Source organism: Actinosynnema sp. ALI-1.44, from assembly GCF_001984155.1.
Lineage (GTDB): Bacteria > Actinomycetota > Actinomycetes > Mycobacteriales > Pseudonocardiaceae > Kibdelosporangium.
In genome coordinates, this window is record NZ_MTQO01000049.1 from 495,251 (window position 1) to 516,350 (window position 21,100).

The window sequence follows — 21,100 nt, forward strand, 5'->3', positions numbered from 1 at the left end:
CTTTGCTCACGGGTGGACGGGTTCGGGCAGCGCGAGGCGGCCGACGTCGTAGCTCGCGGAGCCGTCGACGCACAGCTCGGCGCAGACCTTGCCCAGCAGCGGCACGAACTTGAACCCCCAGCCACCGGTGCAGATCACCACGTTGCCGCCGCCGTCGAACTGGCCTTCGGCGGTGCCGAGGAAGAACTGCCGCTCGGGATCCGACGGCAGCACGGCCAGGCACGTCTCACGCGCCAGCGGCCGGGCGTCGACCATCGGCATGTGCCGCCCGACCCAGTCGCACACCCTGGTCACGTGGCGCGGGTCCGGGGTGCCGGTCGCCTGCTCGGGCTCGGCCAGCGCGTTGACCTCGAACACCGGGCCGACCCGGACCGCGTCGGTGTCCTGCCACGAGTTGGGCGGGAAACCGTAGAACAGGTTGGTGTCCTGTTCGGTGGGCTCCTGGAAGACGAACCAGAACGGGTACCGCGCACGGGGATCCCGCTGGCGGAGAGTCACCAGCGCCATCTCGAACACGTTGAAGCCGAGGCAGGTCCCCAGCGGGGCGAGCAACCTGTTGGCGTACGGACCGTTGGCCAGCACGACCTTCCCGGCCCGGCACCACCCGTGCTCGGTGCGCAGCCGCACACCGTCGCCGCCGGGGACCAGTTCCAGCACTGGCTCTCCCGCGCGCAGCACGCACCCCGCGGACTCGCACAGCCGGAGCAGACCGTCCACAGTGGCCCGGACGTCGACCGCGCCGCCGTCGGGCTGCACGAACCCCTCGAAGTGGCCGGGCAGGCCGGCGAACCCGTACCGGCGTTCGATCTCGGCCGCGGTGAGCCAGTCGTACGGGATCGACAACGCGTCCATCGTCCGTGCGGTCGCGGAGATCTTTCCCTCGTTCGTGGCCACGTCGACGTCGCCGAACCACAGGCTGCCGAAGGCGTGCAGCAGTTGGTGGCCGGTGGCCCGTTCCAGGTCACGCCACAGCGGCAGGGCCTCGCCGGTCAGACGGCACAGGTCCGGTTCGGTGTACTGCAGCCGCCAGTGCCGCTCGGCTCCGCTGGTGCCGCACCGCTCGTTGCCGAACGTGAACTGTTCGAAGACGGCGACGCGTGCGCCGCGACGGGCGGCGTGCCATGCCGAGGAGAGCCCGACCGGGCCTCCGCCGATCACGACGATGTCGTAGTGCTCTACTTCGGCCATTGGGTCCACCCTCCTGCTGTCGGCGCCGCGCCTGCGGTGATCGGTACCGGACGGAGTTCGCGGCGCAGTACCGTGTCCAGGCTGGATGCCAGGTAGTCGACTTGCTGGTCGGTCATCGACGGGTGGCACGGCAGGTTCACCTGATGCTCGAACCACATCCGTTCGGCGACAGGGCATTCACCGGCGTCGTGGCCCCGCGCCCGCCATTCGGCGAGCAGGTGCAACGGGAAGTAGCGCAGCTGCATCTGCACACCGAGCGCGTCGAGCCGGGCGATCAGGCGGTCGCGGTGGATGCCGTCTGCCGGGTCGACGAAGAACGTGTAGAGGTGGTAGCCGTGCCGGACCGAGTCCGGCCCCTGCTGCATCCGCACACCCGGGAACTGGCTGAGCACTTCGGTGTAGGTGTCGGCGATCTGCGCGCGCCTGCCGACCAGGTTGTCGAGCTTGGCCAGCTGAACGGTGCCGACCGCGGCGTTCGGCTCCGCGAGTGTGGCGTTCGTGCCGCCGTACCGGATCGAGGCGCACCCGTGGGTGAAGGCGACGCCCGGGTGCATCATCCACGGGTGGGCGCTGGTGCGTTCCCCGATGGCCCGCACCTTCTCGTGGTACACCGCGTCGGCGTTGTTGGACCGGATGCGGTCCACCCGATCGGCCAGCACGGGATCGAACAGGGTGATCATGCCGCCCTCGCCGAGCGTGGTGATGTTCTTCGACGAGTGGAAGCTGAAGCAGCCGATGTCCGCCAGCGCACCGGGTTTGCGGCCGCGGTACTCCGAACCGAGCGCGTGCGCGCAGTCCTCGATCACGGTGACACCGCGCCTGCGCGCCATCGCCATGATCGCGTCCATGTCGCAGGGCAGGCCGCCGTAGTGCACGAGGATGATTGCCTTGGTGCGGCTGGTGATCAGCGCCTCGAGCCGCGTGGCGTCGACGTTCAGCGACATCGGGTCCACGTCGCAGAACCGCACTGTCACCGGGTAGTTCAACAGCGGCTGGACACTGGCCTTGTAGGTTTGCGGCGTGGCGATGACCTCGTCACCGGCGTCCAGGTCGAGCAGCCGGATCGCGATCTCCAACGCGACCGTCCCGCTGGTGACCGAAAGCGCGTACGGCACGCCGAGGTGCTCGGCGAAACGCCGTTCGAACTCCTCGCGCCACCGCCCACCTGACAGATTTTCACCGGAGTTCACCAACTGGGCGAGCACGCGGACTTCCTGGTCGCCGAGCACCGAACCGAGTTGCGGATAAGGAATAGCGTACGACTGATCCACCGATCACCTCCAGTACCCCCAGCCAGCGGACAACCGCCACCCGAACGATCGGGAAACCACGACGGATTCAAGTCACCGCCGGCAAACGCCACAGGCATGGGAAATCCCCATCCGGGCACGTACTCCCCAGGCTGGCAAAGCGCGGCACACCCTGGCAATACACCGGACGATTGAGTGCCGTTCTACAACCTTTGCGCACTAGTCCCAACGTAGCATCAACGATCCATTGCCCCGGTTGTCCGACGTCTATTAGCCTCGGCCGGAGCCCGTCGCGGTATGCGCCTTCAATGGCGTGGAACGTAAACAAACACAAGGGGCCGTCACCGTGTCCGTGGACGTACTCAAACAGTTGTTGCTCGATATCGGCATCGCCGAGGAAACGCTGACCGAGCTCCGGCCCTACACCCGGCTGCGCGCGGATCTCGGCCTCAACTCGACCGAGACGACCGACCTGGAGGTCCAGTTGCGCGAGCGGTTCGGCGTCCGGGTCAACCTCTGGGACCAGGAGGACTACACCGTGGACGAGCTTGTCGCCGGAATCACGGAGAACTCCCGATGAGCCTGATCGACGCGGACGTGCCCACGATCGACCGGCAACGGGCACAGGACTACCTGCGGGCCGGGCTGTGGAGCGAGGAGCGGATCGCCGATTCGCTGCGCGCCGCGCGTCTGCGCCGTCCCGACCACTGTGCCGTGGTGAGCAGGACGGCACGGCTTTCCCACGGCGAACTGGATGCGGCAGTCACGGTGACCGGGCAACGCCTGCGGGGACTCGGTGTCCGCGCGGGTGACCGAGTCGTGGTGCAACTGCCGAACCGCACGGAGTTCCTCGTCCTGGTGCTGGCGCTGCTGGACATCGGCGCTCCGCCGGTGCTCGTGCTGCCTGGGTTCGGTGACTACGAACTGGGTCACGTGGTGCGCGCCGCTCAGCCGGTCGCCCTTGCGGTGACATCGGGCACCAAGCGGACCGACCTCGTGGAATCGGCTCGCCGGATGCGCGAGGAAGTCCCGTCGCTGGCGCACGTCCTGTGCCTCGGCGACACCAGGGGCGAGGACGTCGACCTCGCCGCGCTGTGCGATCCGGCCGCGCCTTGGGACGGGCCACTGGCTGGCCCGGCGGCGAACCCGGCCACCATGGACGACGCGGCCGTGTTCCTGCTGTCCGGCGGGACGACCGGTCCGCCGAAGGTGATTCCGCGGGGCAACGCCGGTTACGCGTACATGATCCGCGCAGCTCGGGAGATCGCCGACGTCTCGCAGGACACGGTCCTCCTCGCGGTGATGCCCGCCGCGCACGGGTTCGTGATGAACTGCCCCGGTGTGCTCGGCACCTTGGCCGCTGGCGGCACGGTCGTGCTCGGCGATCCCACCGACCCGCGGCAGGCCTTCGAGCTGATCGAACGGGAGCGGGTGACGCACTGCACGCTCGTGCCGACCGTGGCCATGCAGTGGGCGATCTCGGCGGCCGAGACGACAGCCGACCTCAGCAGCCTGCGGGTGATCCAGGTCGGCGGAGCCCGCCCCGCCCCGGAACTGGCGAGCCGGATCCGTACCGTGCTGGGCGCGACGCTGCAACAGTGCTACGGCATGAGCGAGGGCCTCTTGTGCTACACGAGGCTCGACGACGACGAGACGGTGATCGTCGAGACCCAGGGCCGCCCCGCGTCCTCGATGGACGAAATACTGCTCGTCGACGAAGACGGCGACCCTGTGCCGGACGGCACCCCTGGGGAACTGCTGACCAGGGGCCCGTACACCGTCGCGGGGTACTACCGGGATCCGGGCGCGACCGCGAAGGCGTTCACACCGGACGGCTTCTACCGCACAGGCGACCTGGCCACCAGGAGACCCGACGGCAACGTCGTCGTCAACGGCCGGGTGCGCGACATCATCAACCGCGGCGGCGACAAGATCCCGGCCGAAGACCTGGAAGTGATGGTCGTACGGCACCCCGCAGTACGGGCCTGCGCCGCCGTCGGCGTTCCACACGAGCTGTTCGGCGAGGTCGTGTGCCTGTACGTCGTGCCGGAAGACCAGGAGCCCACCCTGTTGGAACTACGGAAGTTCCTACGCGATCTCGGGTTGGCCCCGTACAAACTGCCCGAGCTGCTGGAGGTCGTGTTCGCGCTGCCGACCACCGCCATCGGCAAGATCGACAAGAAGGCGCTCCGCGCCGACATCGCGCGGCGAGCGGAGGCGTAGGGACATGAACCATCGCATCGACGCGGACTTGCTCATCCCCGGCGCGGGAAAGCCCATTGTGGACGCGACCGTGGTGCACGCCGACGGTCGCATCCGGTACGCCGGGCCCACGGCCGAACTCGGCGCCGACGACCAGTCGCTCCCACCGGCCCGGGTGGCCACGCTGCTGCCCGGGTTCTGGGACTGCCACGTGCATTTCGCCGGGATCCGCGGCCGCGTCAACACCGAGGAGCTGCGGCTCACCCCGGAGACGCTGGCGGTCGCCCGTAGCGTCAAGGACGCCGAAACGGCCCTGCGCGCGGGCTTCACCAGCGTGCGCGACATGGGTGGCTACGGCTGCGTGCTCGCCGAGGCCATCAGGGAAGGGACGTTCGTCGGCCCGAACATCTACAGCGCCAACCAGGTCATCGGGCAGACGGGCGGGCACAGCGACGCACACCGGCTGCCGTACCGCTGGGTGAGCGATCCGTGCCAGACCGGCGGCACACTGCACATCGCCGACGGCGTGGACGCCTGCATCCGGGCCGTGCGCCTGCAACTCAGGGCAGGCGCCCAGGTGATCAAGGTCTGCACGTCGGGCGGTGTGCTGAGCGAGCTGGACAACCCGGTGCACCAGCAGTTCCGCAGCGAGGAGCTGCACGCGATCGTCACCGAGGCCGCACGGGCCGAGCGGGTGGTCGCGGCGCACTGCCACGGCCGGGTGGGCATCCTGGCCGCGATCGAAGCCGGATGCCACACCATCGAACACGGCACCGAACTCGACGAGGAGACCGCGGGCCTCCTGGCAGAACGGGGTATGGTGCTGGTTCCCACCCGTACCATCTACGAGGCGCTCCGGCAGAACGTCGCCGCTCTGCCGCCCACGTGGAAGGACCGCTTCGAAACCATGGCCGAGCGGCACCTCAAGGCCATCCAGATCGCCCACCAGGCCGGAGTCACCATCGCACTGGGCACCGACCTGGGCACGAGCGACCGCGACGGGGCGTTGTCCTGGGGCAAGCACGCGAGCGAGTTCGGCCACATGATCACCGCGGGTCTCACGCCGCTGGAGGCGATCGAGGCGGCCACGGTGAACGGTCCTCGTACGCTCGGTCCGCGCGCCCCCAAGTCCGGTCAGCTGCTTCCGGGTTACGACGCCGATTTCCTGGCGGTGGACGCGGATCCGCTCGCCGACATCTCAGTGCTGGCCAACCAGGCGCACATAACGCAGGTGTGGAAGGCCGGGATACCCGTTCTCGGTTGACCCACAGCGAAAACCGTCCGCGTTCGCGCGGACGGTTCTCGTGTCAGTACTTTCAGCTCCACCGCGCGCTGAACTCGGACAACGCCGTGACGCCGGAGTTCACGCGGGCGAAGTCGTCCATCGCGTCCTGGTTGCCTTCGATGTCCGCCAGGGTCTTCTGGAACTCCGGCGGCAGGGGTTCCAGGGTGGACACCTGGACGGTGAACTCGTACACAGGTTCCGCATGCTGGTCACGAGCCGCCTGGTATCCCGCCATCGCCGTGTCGAACGGCTGCTGTCCGGACAACGCCTCGTCCAACGCGTCGGCGCACAACTCGGCAGAGATGAACGCGTCACTGATTCCCTGTGCGGTGAAGAAATCCTTGCAGTATCCCGCGTCGCCGACCAGGACCCAGCCCGCGCCGAACGGCTTGCGGAAGTAGTTCGGCAGCGCCGCACCCACCACTCGTGTTTCCCTGCGCGCGGCCCGGATTCGCTCCGCCCACGCGGGCGCCAGTTCGAAGTTCTTGACGTAGTGGCCCTCGATGTCCTTCTTGACCTCGTTGAACTCGGCGAACGGCCAGCAGCCGCCGACCAGTGTCATACCGTCGTTGGTCGGCCACGCGCCGAACGCGCGGTGGGGACGGGAGTGCGCCTTGAAGACACCGTCCATGTCCAGCCCGCTGTAGTAGCTGTAATACCCGACCATCAACTTCGGGTTCTCGTTGTACACGTGAGCATTCACCGCCCGCGCGACCAGCGAGTTCAGGCCGTCCGCGCCCACGACGACCCGCGCGCGCTCGGTCACCTCACGCCCGTCGCGCTCGCGCCCGCGGATTCCGGTGATCCGGCCGTCGTCGACGACGACTTCGGAGACCGTGAAACCCTCGCGCACCTCGGCTCCTGCTGCCGCAGCGGCGTCGACGAGGATCTTGTCGAGCACGATCCGACGCGGACCGTACGCGACGGGTTCGGCTGGTGTTCCGGGACTACCGGAAATGACAAGGGAATCGAGATCGAACGCGTAGGTGTGAATGGGCGGACACCCCGTGGCGACCAGTGTCTCCAGCAGTCCCCACCTGCGCAACGCCGCAACACCCGGCGGGTGCACGAGATGTGTGGACAACGTGTCACTCGGGAAAGTCGCCCGATCGACGACAAGAACGCGATATCCCATCCTGGCCAACAACATCGCACTCGGCGAACCAGCACACCTGGCGCCAACGACAATCACGTCGTAACCACTCATCGCCACTCCTGCCAAGGTAGACACCACGGAAGGCTACGCACACAACCACTCTGGCGGCAACGCAGCCTAGATCCCCGGTTGTAAAACCAGACCGTCGATCGGACAACTAGCCCGGCGAGTATCCGACCTTGTACGTTCGAATGAGACTTGGGGGCAATGAAATACGAGGAGCATGGAAATGACCTCACGTGCCGCATCCGCGCTCGACGCGACGTGGGACAGCGCGCCGGACGCGCGGGATCTCATCCAGGAAGCCATGGCGTGGCACTTCGACAAGCGGACCGGCTCGCCGTTCTGGCAGGAACAGGCGAAGAAGCTGGACTTCGACCCGCGCAAGGACGTGCGCACGGTCGACGACCTGTTGCTGTTCCCCAACATCGTCGACGAGCTGCGGCACGTCCGGATCGAGGACCTCGTGCCACGGGGATACGGGGCCATCGACTCGCTGCCCGTGCCGCCGGTGATCGGTGAGAGCGGCGGCACGACCGGGGCGCCGAAGCGGGTGTTCATGCTGCCCGACGTTCGCGAGCAGTCCTGGGCCTGGTACCACAACCGGTTGACCGAACACGGGATCAAGGACGGCGACAACTGGCTCGGCGTGATGCCCGCCGGGCCGCACATGGCCGGGGTCCTGGCCGGGGACACCGCCGCCCGGTTCCGCAGCATCTTCTTCACGCTCGATCTCGACCCTCGGTGGGCCAAGCTCGTCATCGGCCGGGGCGCGGCGGACGAACTGAAGGCCTACGTCACCCACATCGTCAACCAGGCCGAGTGGATCCTGCAGAGCCAGGACATCCGCGTCATGTGCGTCACGCCGCCGATCCTCGAAGCCATGTGCCAACGCGACCACCTCGTCGACCTGATCAACGAGAAGGTCAACACGGTCATCTACGGCGGCACGTCGATGGACCCGGACACCCGCCACCTGTTGCGCACCGAGGTCTTCCCGAACGTCACCTTCGTCAGCATCTTCGGCAGTACGATGATCTTCTGCGCGATGCCCGAACGGCCGGGAGCCGACCCCGACTCGGCCCCGATCTTCGACCCCCCGTCGCCGTTCTCCGTCTTCTCGGTGATCGACCCGGAGACCGCGCACCCCGTGGCCTACGGCGAACGCGGCCAGGTGCTCACCCACCACATCACCCGCAACCTGTTCCTGCCCAACAACTTGGACCGTGACACCGGGATCCGCCATGAGCACCGGTTCGGCTATCCGGGCGACGCGGTCTCGGAGTTCAAACCGGTGCAGGAGTTCGGCGCGGCGCCCGTGATCGAAGGGGTCTACTGACGTGCGGAGCGAATCCACCGCACTGGCGAAGCTCCCCGCGCTCGGCGCGAACGGGCCGTATGAGAGCCGCACCACCGAGATCGTCACCGACGTCACCGGCAAGCCCGTGGCGCAGCTCAGCCTGGTGCCGTGGTTGTTCGCGCAGCGCAGCATCCGCACGCTGCGCAGGGCCACCCCGCCGGATCCGGCGCGGCGCAGGGAACTCCTGACCGAGGCGGGCAGGCTGTTCGCGAGCGGCACGGTCGACGGGGTCTCCCCGGAGGCCTACCACCGGACCATGGCCGAAGTGGCCGGGATGCCGATCTCGATCGTGCGGGACCTGACCGGCCAGGTCGGCGACTACGCCGCAGCGGCGTACGACGCCGTGCACCAGGCGCGCCCGATCGGTGCGGCCGACAGTTGGCGTGATCACCGCACCAAGCAAGGCTCCGGCGTGTGGACCAGGCGTGGTGAAGTGCTCATGGTGCACGCCCCGGCCAACTCCCCCGCTGTGCACCAGGCATGGCTGGACGCGCTGGCGCTCGGCTACCGCGTGGCGATCCGGCCGTCACAACGGGAGCCGTTCACCCCCTACCGGCTCGTCGCCGCGTTGCGGGCGGTGGGGTACGGCGACGACCAGGTCGTCCTGCTGCCCACCGACCACCCCACGGCCGACCGGATCATCTCCGAGGCGGACGTCGCCATCGCGTTCGGTGGCGACGAAGTGGCCCGCAGGTACGGCGCCAGCACCCTGATCATGCCGTTCGGGCCCGGCCGGTCGAAGATCCTGCTGACGTCCGGTGTGGACGCCGAACAGCACATGGACACGATCGCCGAGTCCGTCGCCGGGCACGCCGGGACCGGCTGCGTGAACGCGACGGCGGTGTTCGTGGAAGGCGATCCCGCGCCCGTCGCCGAGGCGATCGCCAAACGCCTCGGCGAACTGCCGTCCCTGCCGCCGGGTGACGAGCGTGCCAAGTTGCCGGTTCGCCAGGCCGACACCGCCCGCGCGGTGGACGAGTACCTGCGCGGCAAGGCCGGGAACGCGAAACCGTTGCCGCACGGGAGCTCCGTGGTCGACGAACTCGGTGACGGGTCAGCGGTGCTGCGCCCGGCCGTGTTCCTGCTCGACCACCAGGACGCCCCGCAGGCCCGGATCGAGATGGGCTTCCCGTGCGTGTGGATCGTGCCGTGGAAGCGGGATGGTGACTGGCTGGCGCCCCTGCGCGGGACGTTGGCGCTCACCGCACTGACCGACGACGACGCGCTGATCGACGCACTCGTGGCGGAGCCGACGATCGACAAGATCCACGTCGGGGACCACGCGACCACGTGGACGCGTCCCGGCCTCCCGCACGAGGGCTATCTCGGTGAGTTCCTGATGCGGACCAAGGCAGTAGTAGTCGACTGAACCGCCCACACCCCATGCGAGGATCAGTGTCCCCGAAAGATACGCAGGTTCTGGTGGCAGGCTGCAGCCTCACCGGGGCTACCGCCGCGGTGCTCCTGCGGCACTATGGCATCCGGACCCTCGCCGTCGAGCAACGCAACTCCGTGTTCCCATGGCCCCGCACCAGGATCATCCTCGGCAGGCCGATGGAGATCTACCGCACGGCGGGTCTGGAGGAGCAGATCCGGGCCAGGCCGTCGCAGATCGCGCACTTCCCGGAGATGGCCAGGGCGGAAACGGTCGCCGGTCCGGAGTGGATGCGAGGCGAGATCGAAGGTCTCGACGAGGCAACGGCGTACGGTCCCGCCCCGTGGGCGCCGATCGACCAGCACCACCTCGAGCCGCTGCTGCGAGCCCGTGCCGAGCAGTTGGGCGCGCGGATCGAGTGCGGCTACCGGCTGGCCACAGTGGACCAGGACGAGGGCGGCGTCAGGGCGACCGTCGTGGACAAAGCCACCGGCGCCACACGTACGATCAGCGCGGACTACCTGATCGCGGCCGACGGCGCCAACAGCACTGTCCGCGAGTTGCTCGGGATCGGGATGTGCGGTCTCGGCGTGATCGGCCGGTACGTGAACATCGTGTGGGAAGCCGACATCACCGGGCCGCTGCGCGGGCGACCGGTCGGTGTGTGGTTCCTGGACCGGCCACGGCCCGCCGCGGTCATCATGCCGCAGGACCGGCCCCACCGCTGGATCCTCATGGTGCCCCACGACCCGGCGACCGGTGAGACACTGGCGGACTTCACCGAGGACCGGTGCCGTGAGCTGGTCCGCGAAGCGGTCGGCGTGCCCGACATGGCCGTCCGGATCGTCGACTTCGGCGACGAGGGCGTGTCCCCGCTGGTGAAGCTGTGGGAGGTCGGTTCCTCCGTCGCGGAGGAGTTCCGCCGGGGGCGGGTCTTCCTGGCCGGTGACGCGGCGCACGTGATGCCGCCGGTGGGTGCGTTCGGCGCGAACCTCGGCATCCAGGACGTCCACAACCTCGCCTGGAAGCTGGCGTTGGTCCTGCGCGGCGTGGCCGGTCCGGGGCTGCTGGACAGCTACGACCTCGAACGAGTTCCGGTGGCCGACGCCACGGTCGGCATGGCCACCAGCCACCTCCAGGTGCGCAGCGAGGTCGGTGGGAAGGGCAACACCACGGACGGCAACGTGGCGGTGATCTTCGGGCACCACTACCAGTCCGCCGCGGTCCTCGCGGAGAACCCGGACTACTCCGGTGAACTGCACCACCCGGCTTCGCTGTGCGGCGAACCGGGCACCCGAGCCCCGCACATGGTGCTGCTGCACAACGACAAGCAGATCTCCAGCATCGACCTGTACGTCAACGAGTTCGTGCTGATCACGGGCCCGGACGGGCAGCAGTGGGCGCAGGCGGGCCGCGATGTCGCCGCCGATCTCAGCCTTCCCCTTGCCACGTACCGCATCGGCGACGAGTTGGTCGACGAGAGCGGCACCTGGGCACAGGCCCATCGTGTGGCCGGTGACGGCGCGGTCCTGGTCCGGCCGGACGGGTTCGTCGCGTGGCGTGCCAAGTCGTCGACGCCGGAGCCCGGGAAGGTCCTCCGCGTCGTGCTGGCCCAACTCCTCGACACGGCCAAGACTCCAGAATCAGGGGCGATACGCACCGGCGTCACAGGGCCCTGGGCAGCCGGATCGTGACGAGAAGACCGCCGTCGGGGCGGGGTGTGAGGGTGAGTGTCCCGTCGTGCGCCCGGACGATGCTGTGCACGATGGCCAGCCCGAGACCCACGCCAGCATGCTCGTCGGTACGTACGCGTTCGGTGCCCCGCTGGAACGGTTCGACGAGGGTCGGCACCAGGTCCTGCGGAAGAGGGTCCCCCGTGTTCTCGACCAGGACCACGCTCATGGCGAGCTGTGGTTCGGTGTGCATGGTCACCGTGCCGCCGACGGGCAGGTTGTGCACGATGGCGTTCTGGACGAGGTTGGTCACCATGCGCAGGATGAGCGCCATGGAGCCGATGGTGTGCGTCGGCTCGCCGGTTACTTCGAGTGTGACCCCGCGCTTCTCGGCCAGCGGCAGCAGTGTTTCCACGGCTTCCTCGGCGACGAGGGACAGGTCGACGGGCTCGCGGGTGAAGTTCCTGCGGTCGCTGCGGCTGAGCAGCAGGAGGGCCTCGGTCAGGTCGATCGCGCGTGAGTTGGCGGTGTGCAGGCGTTCGACGAGTTCGTCCCGTTCCCGCGCGGGGTCCTGGCGGGCGACGTCCAGCAGTGTCTGCGAGATCGCCAGCGGGGTCCGCAGCTCGTGGGACGCGTTCGCCGCGAACCGCTGCTGTTCGGCGACGTGGGCCTCGAGTTGTTCGAGCATGGTGTCGAACACGTCGGCGAGTTCGCGGAACTCATCCTTGCGTCCCTCCAGGCGGATCCGGTGCGACAGGGAACCGCTCGAGGCCATCCGCGCCGCGTCGGTGATCCGGGTCAGCGGTGCGAGCATCCGCCCGGCGAGGAACCACCCGCCGACGAGGCCGACCAGCAGCAGGAACCCCATCGCCACGGCCGCGGCTTCGCCGAAGATGCGGGACAGGAGATAACGGTTGGGGGAGATCCCGAGCAGTCCTTTGTCGGTGTCGGGCACGTAGCGCAACAGGAACACCCATACCACAACCAGCAGGACAGCACCGGTGAGCAGGAGGATCGCGGCGTAGCTGAGGGTGAGCTTCACCCGGGCGCTGAGCCCTCGGCGCCGGTTCACGAGGTGGTGTCGATTCGGTAGCCGACGCCGGGAACCGTGGCGATGAGCCACGGTTCGCCGAGTCGTTTGCGCAGGGCGGAGACGGTTATGCGGACGGCGTTGGTGAAGGGGTCGGCGTTCTCGTCCCAGGCCCGCTCCAGCAGCTCCTCGGTGCTGACGACGCCGCCTTCGGCGCTGACGAGGACTTCGAGCACGGCGAACTGCTTGCGGGTGAGCGCGACCTGGCGCCCGTCGCGGAAGACCTCCCGGCGGAAGGGGTCCAGCCGCAGGCCCGCGATCTCGCGGACCGGTGGCCGGGCGTGCGCGCGCCTGCGGTCGAGCGCCCGCAGCCGCAGGACGAGCTCCCGCAGGTCGAACGGTTTGGTGAGGTAGTCGTCGGCGCCGAGTTCGAACCCGGACGCCTTGTCGTCGATCCGGTCGGCGGCGGTGAGCATGAGGATCGGGATGCCGCTGTTCGAGGCCACGATCCGCCGGGCGACCTCGTCACCGGAGGGCACGGGGATGTCGCGGTCGAGCACCGCGATGTCGTAGGAGTTGACGCTGAGCAGCTCCAGCGCGGTCTCGCCGTCGCCGGCGATGTCGGCGGCGATCGCCTCCAGCCGCAGACCATCACGGACGGCTTCGGCCAGGTACGGCTCGTCCTCCACGATCAGCACACGCATACGAGCAGCCTAACCACGGCTACATCGGCGCGGTCGTCTCGATCATGTGCAGTGACGAGTCGACAGGTCGTACGTCGTGCACGGTCAGGCCCGCTCGTTCCGCGATCCGCAGCAGCCCGGCCCTGGTGTGCTTCTGGCCGCCGATGACGAGCAGCATCCGCAGGTCCATCGCGGCCGCGAGTGTCCTTCCCGGACCGTCCTCGTCGACGAAGTTCTCCACGATGACCATTCGCGTCCCCGGCTTCGCGGCCCGCACGGCGTTGCGCAGGATCCGTACCGAGTCGTCCTCGTTCACGCCGAGGATGTTCTTGAACAGGTACACGTCCGCGTCGGCGGACACCGCTTCGAGGCAATCTCCCGGCACGAGCCGCACCCGGTCGGCTAGGTCCCCACCGGGACGCAGCCGCGCGTCGGCGTTCGCCACCACGTCCGGCAGGTCGAGCAGGAACCCCCGCAGCGCCGGGTGGCGGTCGAGCAACGCGCCGAGGACGACGCCCTGTCCCCCACCGACGTCGGCGATCGTGGCGACACCCGACAGCGACAGCATGTCGGCGATGGTCACCGCCGACAGCCTGGTCTGCTGGGTCATCGCGAGGTCGAAGACCTTGGCCGACTTCGGCCACTCGGTGTGCAGCTGCGAGTAGAACCGCCTGCCGTGCGCCTGGGTGAACACCTCGCCGCCCGTCCGCACCGCCTCGTCCAGCCTGCCCCACAACGGCCACAGCCACTGCTCGGTACACCACAGCACGAGGTATTTGACGCTGTGCGGCACGTCCTCGCGCAGGGCGAGCGACTTCTCGGTGTGGATGAAGGAATCATCGCCCTTCTCCGCGAACACGCCGTAGGACGTCAGCGATCGCATGAGCCGCCGCAGCGCTTCGGGGTTCGCGCTGACGGCCGTCGCGAGTTCGTCGATGGTCGCGGGCGCGTCACCCAGGGCCTCGGGCAGGCCCAACGTCACCGCCGCGCGCACGGACGCCGCGCAGGCGGCGCTGAGCGCGTGCTCCATCAGGTCGGACACCAGGGACTCGCTCACGGGACACCTCTCTGCCGGTTCGGTCGTGGTCTCTCGGTCAGCGCGCGAGACGATGTCCTGCCTGGTCGCGGAGTATCGTGCAGGCGTCGCGCAGCGCGGCCCCGGTGCGCGCGATGTCGGCGTCCGTCAGGAAAATGGACGGTTCGAACCGCACCGAGTTCCCCGACGGGCCGAGCGGGAGCACGCGGATCCTGTGCTCACGCAGGATGTACCCGGCGATGACGTACCCGAGCATGCCCGACCGGGCCTTCTCGGAGATGAGTTCGGACGAGGCGTTCGTCTGGTCCTTGAACTCCAACGCAAGCATCAGGCCGATGCCGTTGACGGCGTCGACCACCTCGGGGAATTCGGCCCGCACGGATTCCAGTACCGCCTTCAGCTTTCCTCCGAGCTCCGCCGCGACCGCGTACGCCTTGCCGTTGTCGGCCTCCAGCATCCGCAGCACCTTCTTGGCGATGGCGCCGGAGTACCCGTCCTTGGCGTACGTCGAGCTGTGGATCACCTCGAACTCGGGCCGGAAGCGGTCCTGCCGGAACAACACCACCGAGTTCTTGGCGATGCCGCCACCGAGGCTCTTGGACAGCGTGTAGTAGTCGCCGCGCAAACCCATGTGCTTGCTGGCGAAGAAGGCGCCCGTCCGTCCCATGCCGCTGTGGATCTCGTCGACGACCAGCGGGCATCCCACCGCGTCGCACACCGCCCTGATCTCCCGCGCGGCTTCCTCGGTCAGCACACGCATCCCGTTCGCGCCCTGCACCGGTTCCACGAAAAAGGCGCCGATGACGGGGAAATCCCGTTCGGCCACGGTCACCACGCCGTCGTCGACGAGCACGTCGAGCATGCTCTCGCGCACGTCCTCGATCGCGGTCTTCATCGCCTCCGGCTGGTCGGCGCGCACGAACCGCGTCGACGAGGCCAACGCCGTGAACGGCGTCCGCCAGTGCGGGTTCTGGGTGAGCTGGATGCTGGCGACCAGCTTGCCGTGGAAGGCGTTCTCCAGCGCGAGGTGCACCGGCTCGCGCGCCATCAGCTCAGCGTTGCGGCGTTCGACCTCGGCGACGAGGGATTCGAACTCGTCGGCGCCGCCGTTTCGTTCGACCCGCACGTACGGGGTGTCGGCCACGGTCACGTTGCCCGCGCGGAACGCCTCCCGTGCCTGCTCGATGTGCGTGCCGACCTCGTCGGCGAGGGCCGCGATCCGGGCCTGGCGCTCCAGTTCCGCGTGCTTCAGGCATATTTCTACGGCCTCGGCGCCGCTGTTGGCGTAGATCGCCGAGTAGTGCTGGTCGCCGTCCGGTATTTCCCGCCGCAGGATCGCGTTCAGCTCAGCGGCGACGTCGTCGGCGTGGGACTGCCGCGACAATTGGACGTACACCGGGACCTGCCGGTCGAGAACGGATTTCGCGTGCTCGACGATCTCCCGGTTGTTGTGGCCGAGGATCAGGGACCCGAAACCGCAGACGTGGTCGAGAACCGGAACCTCGTCACCGTTCTCGTCCACGAAGTACAGCGTGTTGCCATCCGCCCGGGTGTATTCGATTCCGAGTCCGACACTGGACAGCCAGTCGTTCAGCACTTTGTCCGCGAAGACACGCTTGTCGACCGGTCGGCTCATGGTGCGCCTCTTTCGTGTGACTGCAGGAGGATCCCGATTCGGGGGCTATGATTCTTCCGGTTCACGTGGTACTCGAATTTACCGACGAGCATCACGGGCGGCAATGGGTTTAGATCTCCGGGTCTAGTCGCATGGAACTTTCGTTTGTGTTGCCCGCGGCCAACTTCTCCTGCCAAGGTGGAGATCATCACCAGGGAGATGGAAACGTGCCGACTTACTCGACGCCAGTTTCAACCATGGTCACGCCCGACGACATCCGCTACGAGGCGTTGTGCCGGGCGTACAACTACCGGTTCGTCGCGAAACCCGACTACTTCCGGCTCGTGCACTCCACCGGACAGGTCGAGGACGCGGTCAGGGAGGCCGTCTCGGCCGGGAAGCGGATCGCGGTGCGCTCACGCGGGCACTGCGGTGAGGACTTCGTCGCAGCGCCCGACGTCAAGGTGATCATCGACCTGTCTCCCATGTCCCACATAGGGTTCGACGAGGAGCGCAACGCCTTCGTGATCGAGGCTGGCGCCCCTGTCGGCAAGATGATCCACGAACTGTTCCACAACTGGGGTGTCACCATCCCGTGCGGTTTCTGCATGGGTGTGGGAGCGGGCGGCCACATCAGCGGCGGCGGTTACGGTCCGCTGGCCAGGCTCCTTGGCCTGAGCGTCGACTACCTGTACGCGGTCGAAGTGGTGGTGGTCGGTGAAGACGGCACTGTGTCGACGGTCGTGGCCAGTCGCGAGCAGGACGACCCGAACCGGGAGCTCTGGTGGGCGCACACCGGCGGAGGCGGCGGGAACTTCGGCGTGATCACCCGGTACTGGATGCGTTCACCCGAGGCGTCCGGCTCAGATCCGGCCGGTCTGTTGCCCCAGCCGCCCGGCGCACTGCACATCGCCGAAGTGAGCTGGCCATGGGCCGACCTGACCGAACAGGACTTCGTGCGGCTGCTCGGCAACTTCATGGCGTGGCAGATGGCCAACAGCGTCGACGGCGCGCCCAATGTGGACATCTACGCGATGCTCACGTGCCTGCACCGCTCGGCGGGCAACCTGATGATGCACGCCCACGTCCCCGCAGACGCGACCAACGCGGCAGCTCGGCTGGACGTGTTCCTGGCGGCGCTCAACGACGGCGTCGGTGTCACCCCGCTCGTCCGGCGACAGTCCCTGCCGTGGCTGGCAGCGAGCCAGTACCTGGCCGTGCCCGAGACCGGACCGTTCGCGATCACCCTGCGGTGCAAGGTGAAGTCCGCGGACCTGCGCACGCCGCACACCGAGGAGCAGCTCTCCACGATCTACCGCCACCTCACCCGGGACGACTACCAGGGCACCTACTCTGCGATCGACTACATCGCCTACGGCGGCAAGGTGAACACCGTGCCGCCGGGCGCCACGGCCATCCCGCGCGGCGCCGTGGTGAAGACGTTCTACATGGTGACGTGGCACGACTCGGCCGAGGACGACAGGCACATCCGGTGGATCCGCGAACTGTACCGCGACGTGCACTCGTCGACCGGCGGCGTCCCCGTGCCGGACGAGAACCACACCGGCGCGTACGTCAACTACGCGGACATCGACCTCGCGGACCCGGAGTGGAACACGTCCACCGTCGCGTGGCCCGAGCTCTACTACGGCGAGAACTACCCGAGACTGCAGGCAGTCAAGGCGAAATGGGACCCGATGAACATCTTCAACCACACCTTGTCCATCCGGCCGGTGAGCTCATGACCGCGGCAGCGGACGCCCGCCGCACCGTGATCACGACGATCTTCGGGACCATGGCCACCCAGGCGCTCGGCGCCGCCGCACGGCTGGGTCTGGCCGACCACATCGGCGACACCGAAGCCGGCACCGCGGATCTGGCCGCGGCCTGCGGAGTGCCCGCCGAGCAGCTGAGCAGACTGTTGCGCACCTTGGCGTCACTCGGTCTGTGCACCGAGCGCACGCCCGACCGGTTCGCCCTCACCGAGGCGGGCGCGTTGCTGCGCCGCGACCACCCGGAGTCGCTGCTGGACTTCACGCAACTGATGACCCACGAGGTCTTCCAGCGCAACTGGGTCAACCTGGACCAGTCGCTGCGCGACGGCGAGCCCGCGTTCGACACCGAGTACGGCGAGCCCGTCTTCACCTACATGTCAGGCCGTCCGGACCTGGCCGCGCTGTTCCACCGGGCCATGAGCAGGCGGCACCTGCACCCGGAGATGGCCGAGGCGATCTCGGCGGCGTACGACCTGAGCCGCTTCGGGACGGTGGCCGATATCGGCGGCGGTGACGGCACGATGCTCGCCGCTCTGCTCGAACGGCACCCGCATCTGACCGGTACGGTGTTCGACACCGAAGCCGGGGTGGCGCGGGCGCGGGAAACCATCGCGTCGTCCACACTGGACAACCGGTGCACCGCGGTCGCGGGCGACTTCTTCACCGAGGTCCCCAAGGGCGCGGACCTGTACCTGGTCAAGAACGTCGTGCTCAACTGGGACGACGAGCACGCGGCACGGATCCTGCGTTGCTGCCGGGCGGCCATGCCCGAGCACGGCAGACTGCTGATCGTCGAAGCGGTCCTGCCGGACACGGCCGGTACGCTCAACCACGCCGCCTTCGAGAACCCGTACCTGACGGACCTGCACATGCTGGTCACCATCGGCGGTCGCAACCGCACACGGGCCGAGCACACCGCACTCTGCGCGCAGGCCGGGCTGCGCGTGACCGGGTCTGTGCCGCTGGCACAGGAGATCAACGCGTCGGTCATCGAAGCAGTACCCGACACAGCATGAGCACGACCGGCTACGACGTCATCGTGGTAGGGGCGCGGTGCGCCGGGTCGCCGACCGCGATGTTGCTGGCGCGGATGGGACATCGCGTCCTGGTCGTGGACAGGGCCACCTTCCCCAGCGACACGTTGTCCACGCATCTGCTACAGCCTCATGGTGTTGCCGCGTTGCGCAGGTGGGGCCTGCTGGATCGGGTGGTGGCCACTGGATGCCCGCCCATCCACACGTACACCTACGACTTCGAGCAGTTCGCCATCTCCGGCAACCCGGGCACGACCTACGAACCGGTCGCGTACGGCCCCCGCCGGACCGTGCTGGACAAGATCCTGGTGGACGCGGCCAGAGAAGCAGGCGCCGAAGTCCGTGAGGGATTCGGCGTCACCGACCTCGTTTTCGACGACGACGGCCGGGTGGTCGGCGTCCGCGGGCGGGAGCGTGACGGTCCGGTAATCACCGAGCACGCGCGTGTCGTGGTCGGCGCGGACGGTCTGCACTCGCTGGTCGCACGGTTGGTCGGCGCGCAGGCGTATCACGAGAAGCCACGGTTGATGTGCGCCTATTACACGTACTTCAGCGGGCTTCCGATGCACGGCGTGTTCGAGGCGTATGCCCGGCCCCATCAGGGCTTCGCCGCGTCACCGACCAACGACGGTCTGACGATGGTCGTCGGCACCTGGCCGTTCGCCGCGTTCGACGAGGTGCGCAAGGACGTTGAAGGCCACTACGCCAAGAACTTGGAACTGGTCCCGGCGTTCGCGGAACGGATTCGCGAGGCGCGGCAGGAGACGCGGCTGGTCGGCAAGGCCGTGCCGAACTTCTTCCGCAAGCCGTTCGGCCCCGGCTGGGCGCTGGTCGGCGACGCCGGGTACACCAAGGACTCCATCACCGCGCAGGGGATCAGCGACGCGTTCCGGTCAGCCGAGTCGTGCGCGAACGCACTGAACGCCGCCTTCTCCGGACTGCAGCCCTTCGGCACCGCGATGGCCGACTACCACGCCAACCGCGACCACCACGCGTTGCCGATCTACGACTTCACCGTCGAACTGGCCACACTGACGCCCCCGACCGGCGACTTCCTTCGTCTGCTCAAGGCCATTCACGGTCACGAGGAAGCGATGAACGAGTTCATCCGCGTCAACTCGGGCGTGGGCTCACTACCCGAATTCCTCGCCACATGGTCCGAACCCACCACTATGGACGTACACGATGAGTGAACCGAACAACGTCGCCGCCATGGACCCAGCCGAAGAGATGTTCGCCTGGTTCGGGGAAATGCTCGAAACCCAACCGGTGCGCCACGACGCCGAGCACGGCTGGCAGGTGTTCAGGCACGCCGACGTCGTCCGTGTCCTGTCGGACACAGCGACGTTCTCGTCCGACGTCACCAGGGTCTTCAACCCGCCGCATCCCGATCTCGACTTCTTCGACATGGGCAATCTCGTGACGAAGGACTGGCCGCGGCATCGGAAACTGCGCACGCTGGTCAGCCAGGTCTTCACCCCGCGTGCCGTGGCCGGGTTGCGACCGCACATCGAGAAGACCACCGACTCGTTGCTCGACGCCGTAGCGGACGCGGGCCAGTTCGATCTGATCGACGCGCTCGCCTACCCCCTGCCGATCACCGTCGTCGCCGAGCTGCTGGGACTGCCGATCGAGGACAAACCGCGCTTCCACGTGTGGGGCGAGGCCCTCGGCATCGTGGCCGCGGCCACCGTGCGGCCCGACGAACTGGCCACCGTGGTCGCACCGGCGGTGCGCGAGATGAACGAGTACCTGATCGGCCACGTGCGCCGCCGCCGCCGTCAGCCGACCGATGACCTGCTCAGCAGGGTCGCCACGGCTCAGGTGGACGGTCGGCCGCTGGCCGACGGCGAGGCGGTCGGCATCATCGCACTGACGTTGCTCGCCGGGTACGCCACCACCATGGCCCTGATCGGCAACGCGGTGCTCTGCTTCGAGCAGCACCCCGAAGCCGCGGCCGCCGTCCGGGCGGACCGCGTGCTGCTGCCCGCGGCCATCGAGGAGATCCTGCGGATCCGGTCGCCGTTCTGCCGACTGACGCGCGTCACCACGACCGGCACCCGGATCGGCGGCCATGCCGTGCCCGCCGGAGAACTGGTCACGACGTGGATCGGCGCGGCCAACCGTGATCCTGCCCGGTTCCCCGACCCAGGCGTGTTTGACATCCATCGAACCACCGCCGGTCACGTCGTGTTCGGCCACGGTGTCCACTTCTGCGTCGGCGCACACCTGGCCAGGTTGGAAGCCGACGTCGCGCTGAACGCGTTGCTGGATCGGTACCAGGACATCCGCGTGGACGAGTCCGGTTCGATCGAGTTCGAGAACCCGGTGCAGATAGTTTCACCGAAACGGCTGCCACTGCGGGTGTCCACCTGACCGCCCCCGAAGGAGGCTCACTCAGTGGCAGCGTGCCCCCTGCTGTGCACGTAGAATGCGCG

Annotated in this window: 17 protein-coding genes; 10 read left to right on the forward strand and 7 right to left on the reverse strand. The window is 68.1% G+C overall.

Features of this window, described 5'->3' with window-relative positions:
* Nucleotides 1-6: 6 nt before the first annotated feature.
* Both ALI144C_RS32075 and ALI144C_RS32080 read right to left on the reverse strand, forming a co-directional pair.
* Nucleotides 7-1,188 (reverse strand): NAD(P)/FAD-dependent oxidoreductase, encoded by a 1,182-nt coding sequence (locus ALI144C_RS32075; protein WP_076990899.1) that lies wholly within the window; start codon nucleotides 1,186-1,188, stop codon nucleotides 7-9.
* The gene (locus tag ALI144C_RS32080) at nucleotides 1,176-2,459 is read right to left on the reverse strand and encodes a DegT/DnrJ/EryC1/StrS aminotransferase family protein (protein WP_076990900.1); all 1,284 of its coding nucleotides are present in this window, start codon (nucleotides 2,457-2,459) and stop codon (nucleotides 1,176-1,178) included. Before ALI144C_RS32080 ends, ALI144C_RS32075 begins: the two co-directional genes overlap by 13 nt.
* A gap of 325 nt (nucleotides 2,460-2,784) precedes the next feature.
* Here ALI144C_RS32080 and ALI144C_RS53660 point away from each other — a divergent pair, with 325 nt between their 5' ends.
* The 3 genes from ALI144C_RS53660 to ALI144C_RS32090 are packed head-to-tail and all read left to right on the forward strand — an operon-like array spanning nucleotide 2,785 to nucleotide 5,904.
* On the forward strand, nucleotides 2,785-3,018 hold the full coding sequence (locus tag ALI144C_RS53660; RefSeq protein ID WP_083753566.1) for an acyl carrier protein: 234 nt from the start codon (nucleotides 2,785-2,787) through the stop codon (nucleotides 3,016-3,018).
* Nucleotides 3,015-4,661, forward strand: a complete 1,647-nt coding sequence (locus ALI144C_RS32085) for a (2,3-dihydroxybenzoyl)adenylate synthase (RefSeq protein WP_083753567.1) — start codon at nucleotides 3,015-3,017, stop codon at nucleotides 4,659-4,661. Before ALI144C_RS53660 ends, ALI144C_RS32085 begins: the two co-directional genes overlap by 4 nt.
* Nucleotides 4,662-4,665: 4 nt before the next feature.
* Entirely contained in the window at nucleotides 4,666-5,904 is a 1,239-nt protein-coding gene (locus tag ALI144C_RS32090; protein ID WP_076990901.1) for a metal-dependent hydrolase family protein, read from the forward strand.
* A 52-nt stretch (nucleotides 5,905-5,956) separates the two neighbouring features.
* On the opposite strand, the gene ALI144C_RS32095 is transcribed toward ALI144C_RS32090, so the two are convergent.
* The gene (locus tag ALI144C_RS32095) at nucleotides 5,957-7,156 is read right to left on the reverse strand and encodes an NAD(P)/FAD-dependent oxidoreductase (RefSeq protein ID WP_202819102.1); all 1,200 of its coding nucleotides are present in this window, start codon (nucleotides 7,154-7,156) and stop codon (nucleotides 5,957-5,959) included.
* A 154-nt stretch (nucleotides 7,157-7,310) separates the two neighbouring features.
* Between ALI144C_RS32095 and ALI144C_RS32100 the strand changes: the two genes are divergently transcribed.
* The 3 genes from ALI144C_RS32100 to ALI144C_RS32110 are packed head-to-tail and all read left to right on the forward strand — an operon-like array spanning nucleotide 7,311 to nucleotide 11,510.
* On the forward strand, nucleotides 7,311-8,420 hold the full coding sequence (locus ALI144C_RS32100; RefSeq protein ID WP_083753568.1) for an AMP-binding protein: 1,110 nt from the start codon (nucleotides 7,311-7,313) through the stop codon (nucleotides 8,418-8,420).
* Between the two features lies 1 nt (nucleotide 8,421).
* The gene (locus ALI144C_RS32105) at nucleotides 8,422-9,810 is read left to right on the forward strand and encodes an aldehyde dehydrogenase family protein (protein ID WP_076990904.1); all 1,389 of its coding nucleotides are present in this window, start codon (nucleotides 8,422-8,424) and stop codon (nucleotides 9,808-9,810) included.
* Between the two features lie 26 nt (nucleotides 9,811-9,836).
* Nucleotides 9,837-11,510 (forward strand): FAD-dependent monooxygenase, encoded by a 1,674-nt coding sequence (locus ALI144C_RS32110; RefSeq protein WP_076990905.1) that lies wholly within the window; start codon nucleotides 9,837-9,839, stop codon nucleotides 11,508-11,510.
* Here the strand turns inward: ALI144C_RS32110 and ALI144C_RS32115 are convergent.
* Genes ALI144C_RS32115 through ALI144C_RS32130 form a run of 4 tightly spaced genes read right to left on the reverse strand, consistent with a single transcriptional unit; the run spans nucleotide 11,482 to nucleotide 15,874 of the window.
* Nucleotides 11,482-12,561: a sensor histidine kinase gene (locus ALI144C_RS32115; protein WP_076990906.1), complete on the reverse strand. Its 1,080-nt coding sequence runs from the start codon at nucleotides 12,559-12,561 to the stop codon at nucleotides 11,482-11,484. The genes ALI144C_RS32110 and ALI144C_RS32115 overlap by 29 nt on opposite strands.
* On the reverse strand, nucleotides 12,558-13,223 hold the full coding sequence (locus tag ALI144C_RS32120; RefSeq protein ID WP_076990907.1) for a response regulator transcription factor: 666 nt from the start codon (nucleotides 13,221-13,223) through the stop codon (nucleotides 12,558-12,560). Before ALI144C_RS32120 ends, ALI144C_RS32115 begins: the two co-directional genes overlap by 4 nt.
* 19 nt (nucleotides 13,224-13,242) lie before the next feature.
* Entirely contained in the window at nucleotides 13,243-14,259 is a 1,017-nt protein-coding gene (locus ALI144C_RS32125; RefSeq protein WP_202819103.1) for a methyltransferase, read from the reverse strand.
* A gap of 37 nt (nucleotides 14,260-14,296) precedes the next feature.
* Nucleotides 14,297-15,874: an aminotransferase class III-fold pyridoxal phosphate-dependent enzyme gene (locus ALI144C_RS32130; RefSeq protein ID WP_076990908.1), complete on the reverse strand. Its 1,578-nt coding sequence runs from the start codon at nucleotides 15,872-15,874 to the stop codon at nucleotides 14,297-14,299.
* Between the two features lie 236 nt (nucleotides 15,875-16,110).
* Between ALI144C_RS32130 and ALI144C_RS32135 the strand changes: the two genes are divergently transcribed.
* Genes ALI144C_RS32135 through ALI144C_RS32150 form a run of 4 tightly spaced genes read left to right on the forward strand, consistent with a single transcriptional unit; the run spans nucleotide 16,111 to nucleotide 21,038 of the window.
* Nucleotides 16,111-17,598 carry an FAD-dependent oxidoreductase gene (locus tag ALI144C_RS32135; RefSeq protein WP_202819104.1) on the forward strand — a complete coding sequence of 496 codons (1,488 nt, stop codon included), beginning with the start codon at nucleotides 16,111-16,113 and terminating at the stop codon, nucleotides 17,596-17,598.
* Nucleotides 17,595-18,644, forward strand: a complete 1,050-nt coding sequence (locus tag ALI144C_RS32140; protein WP_076990909.1) for a methyltransferase — start codon at nucleotides 17,595-17,597, stop codon at nucleotides 18,642-18,644. The genes ALI144C_RS32135 and ALI144C_RS32140 overlap by 4 nt, the downstream gene beginning before the upstream one ends.
* Nucleotides 18,641-19,855 (forward strand): NAD(P)/FAD-dependent oxidoreductase, encoded by a 1,215-nt coding sequence (locus ALI144C_RS32145; RefSeq protein ID WP_076990910.1) that lies wholly within the window; start codon nucleotides 18,641-18,643, stop codon nucleotides 19,853-19,855. Before ALI144C_RS32140 ends, ALI144C_RS32145 begins: the two co-directional genes overlap by 4 nt.
* Nucleotides 19,848-21,038 (forward strand): cytochrome P450, encoded by a 1,191-nt coding sequence (locus ALI144C_RS32150; protein ID WP_076990911.1) that lies wholly within the window; start codon nucleotides 19,848-19,850, stop codon nucleotides 21,036-21,038. Before ALI144C_RS32145 ends, ALI144C_RS32150 begins: the two co-directional genes overlap by 8 nt.
* Nucleotides 21,039-21,100 lie beyond the last annotated feature (62 nt).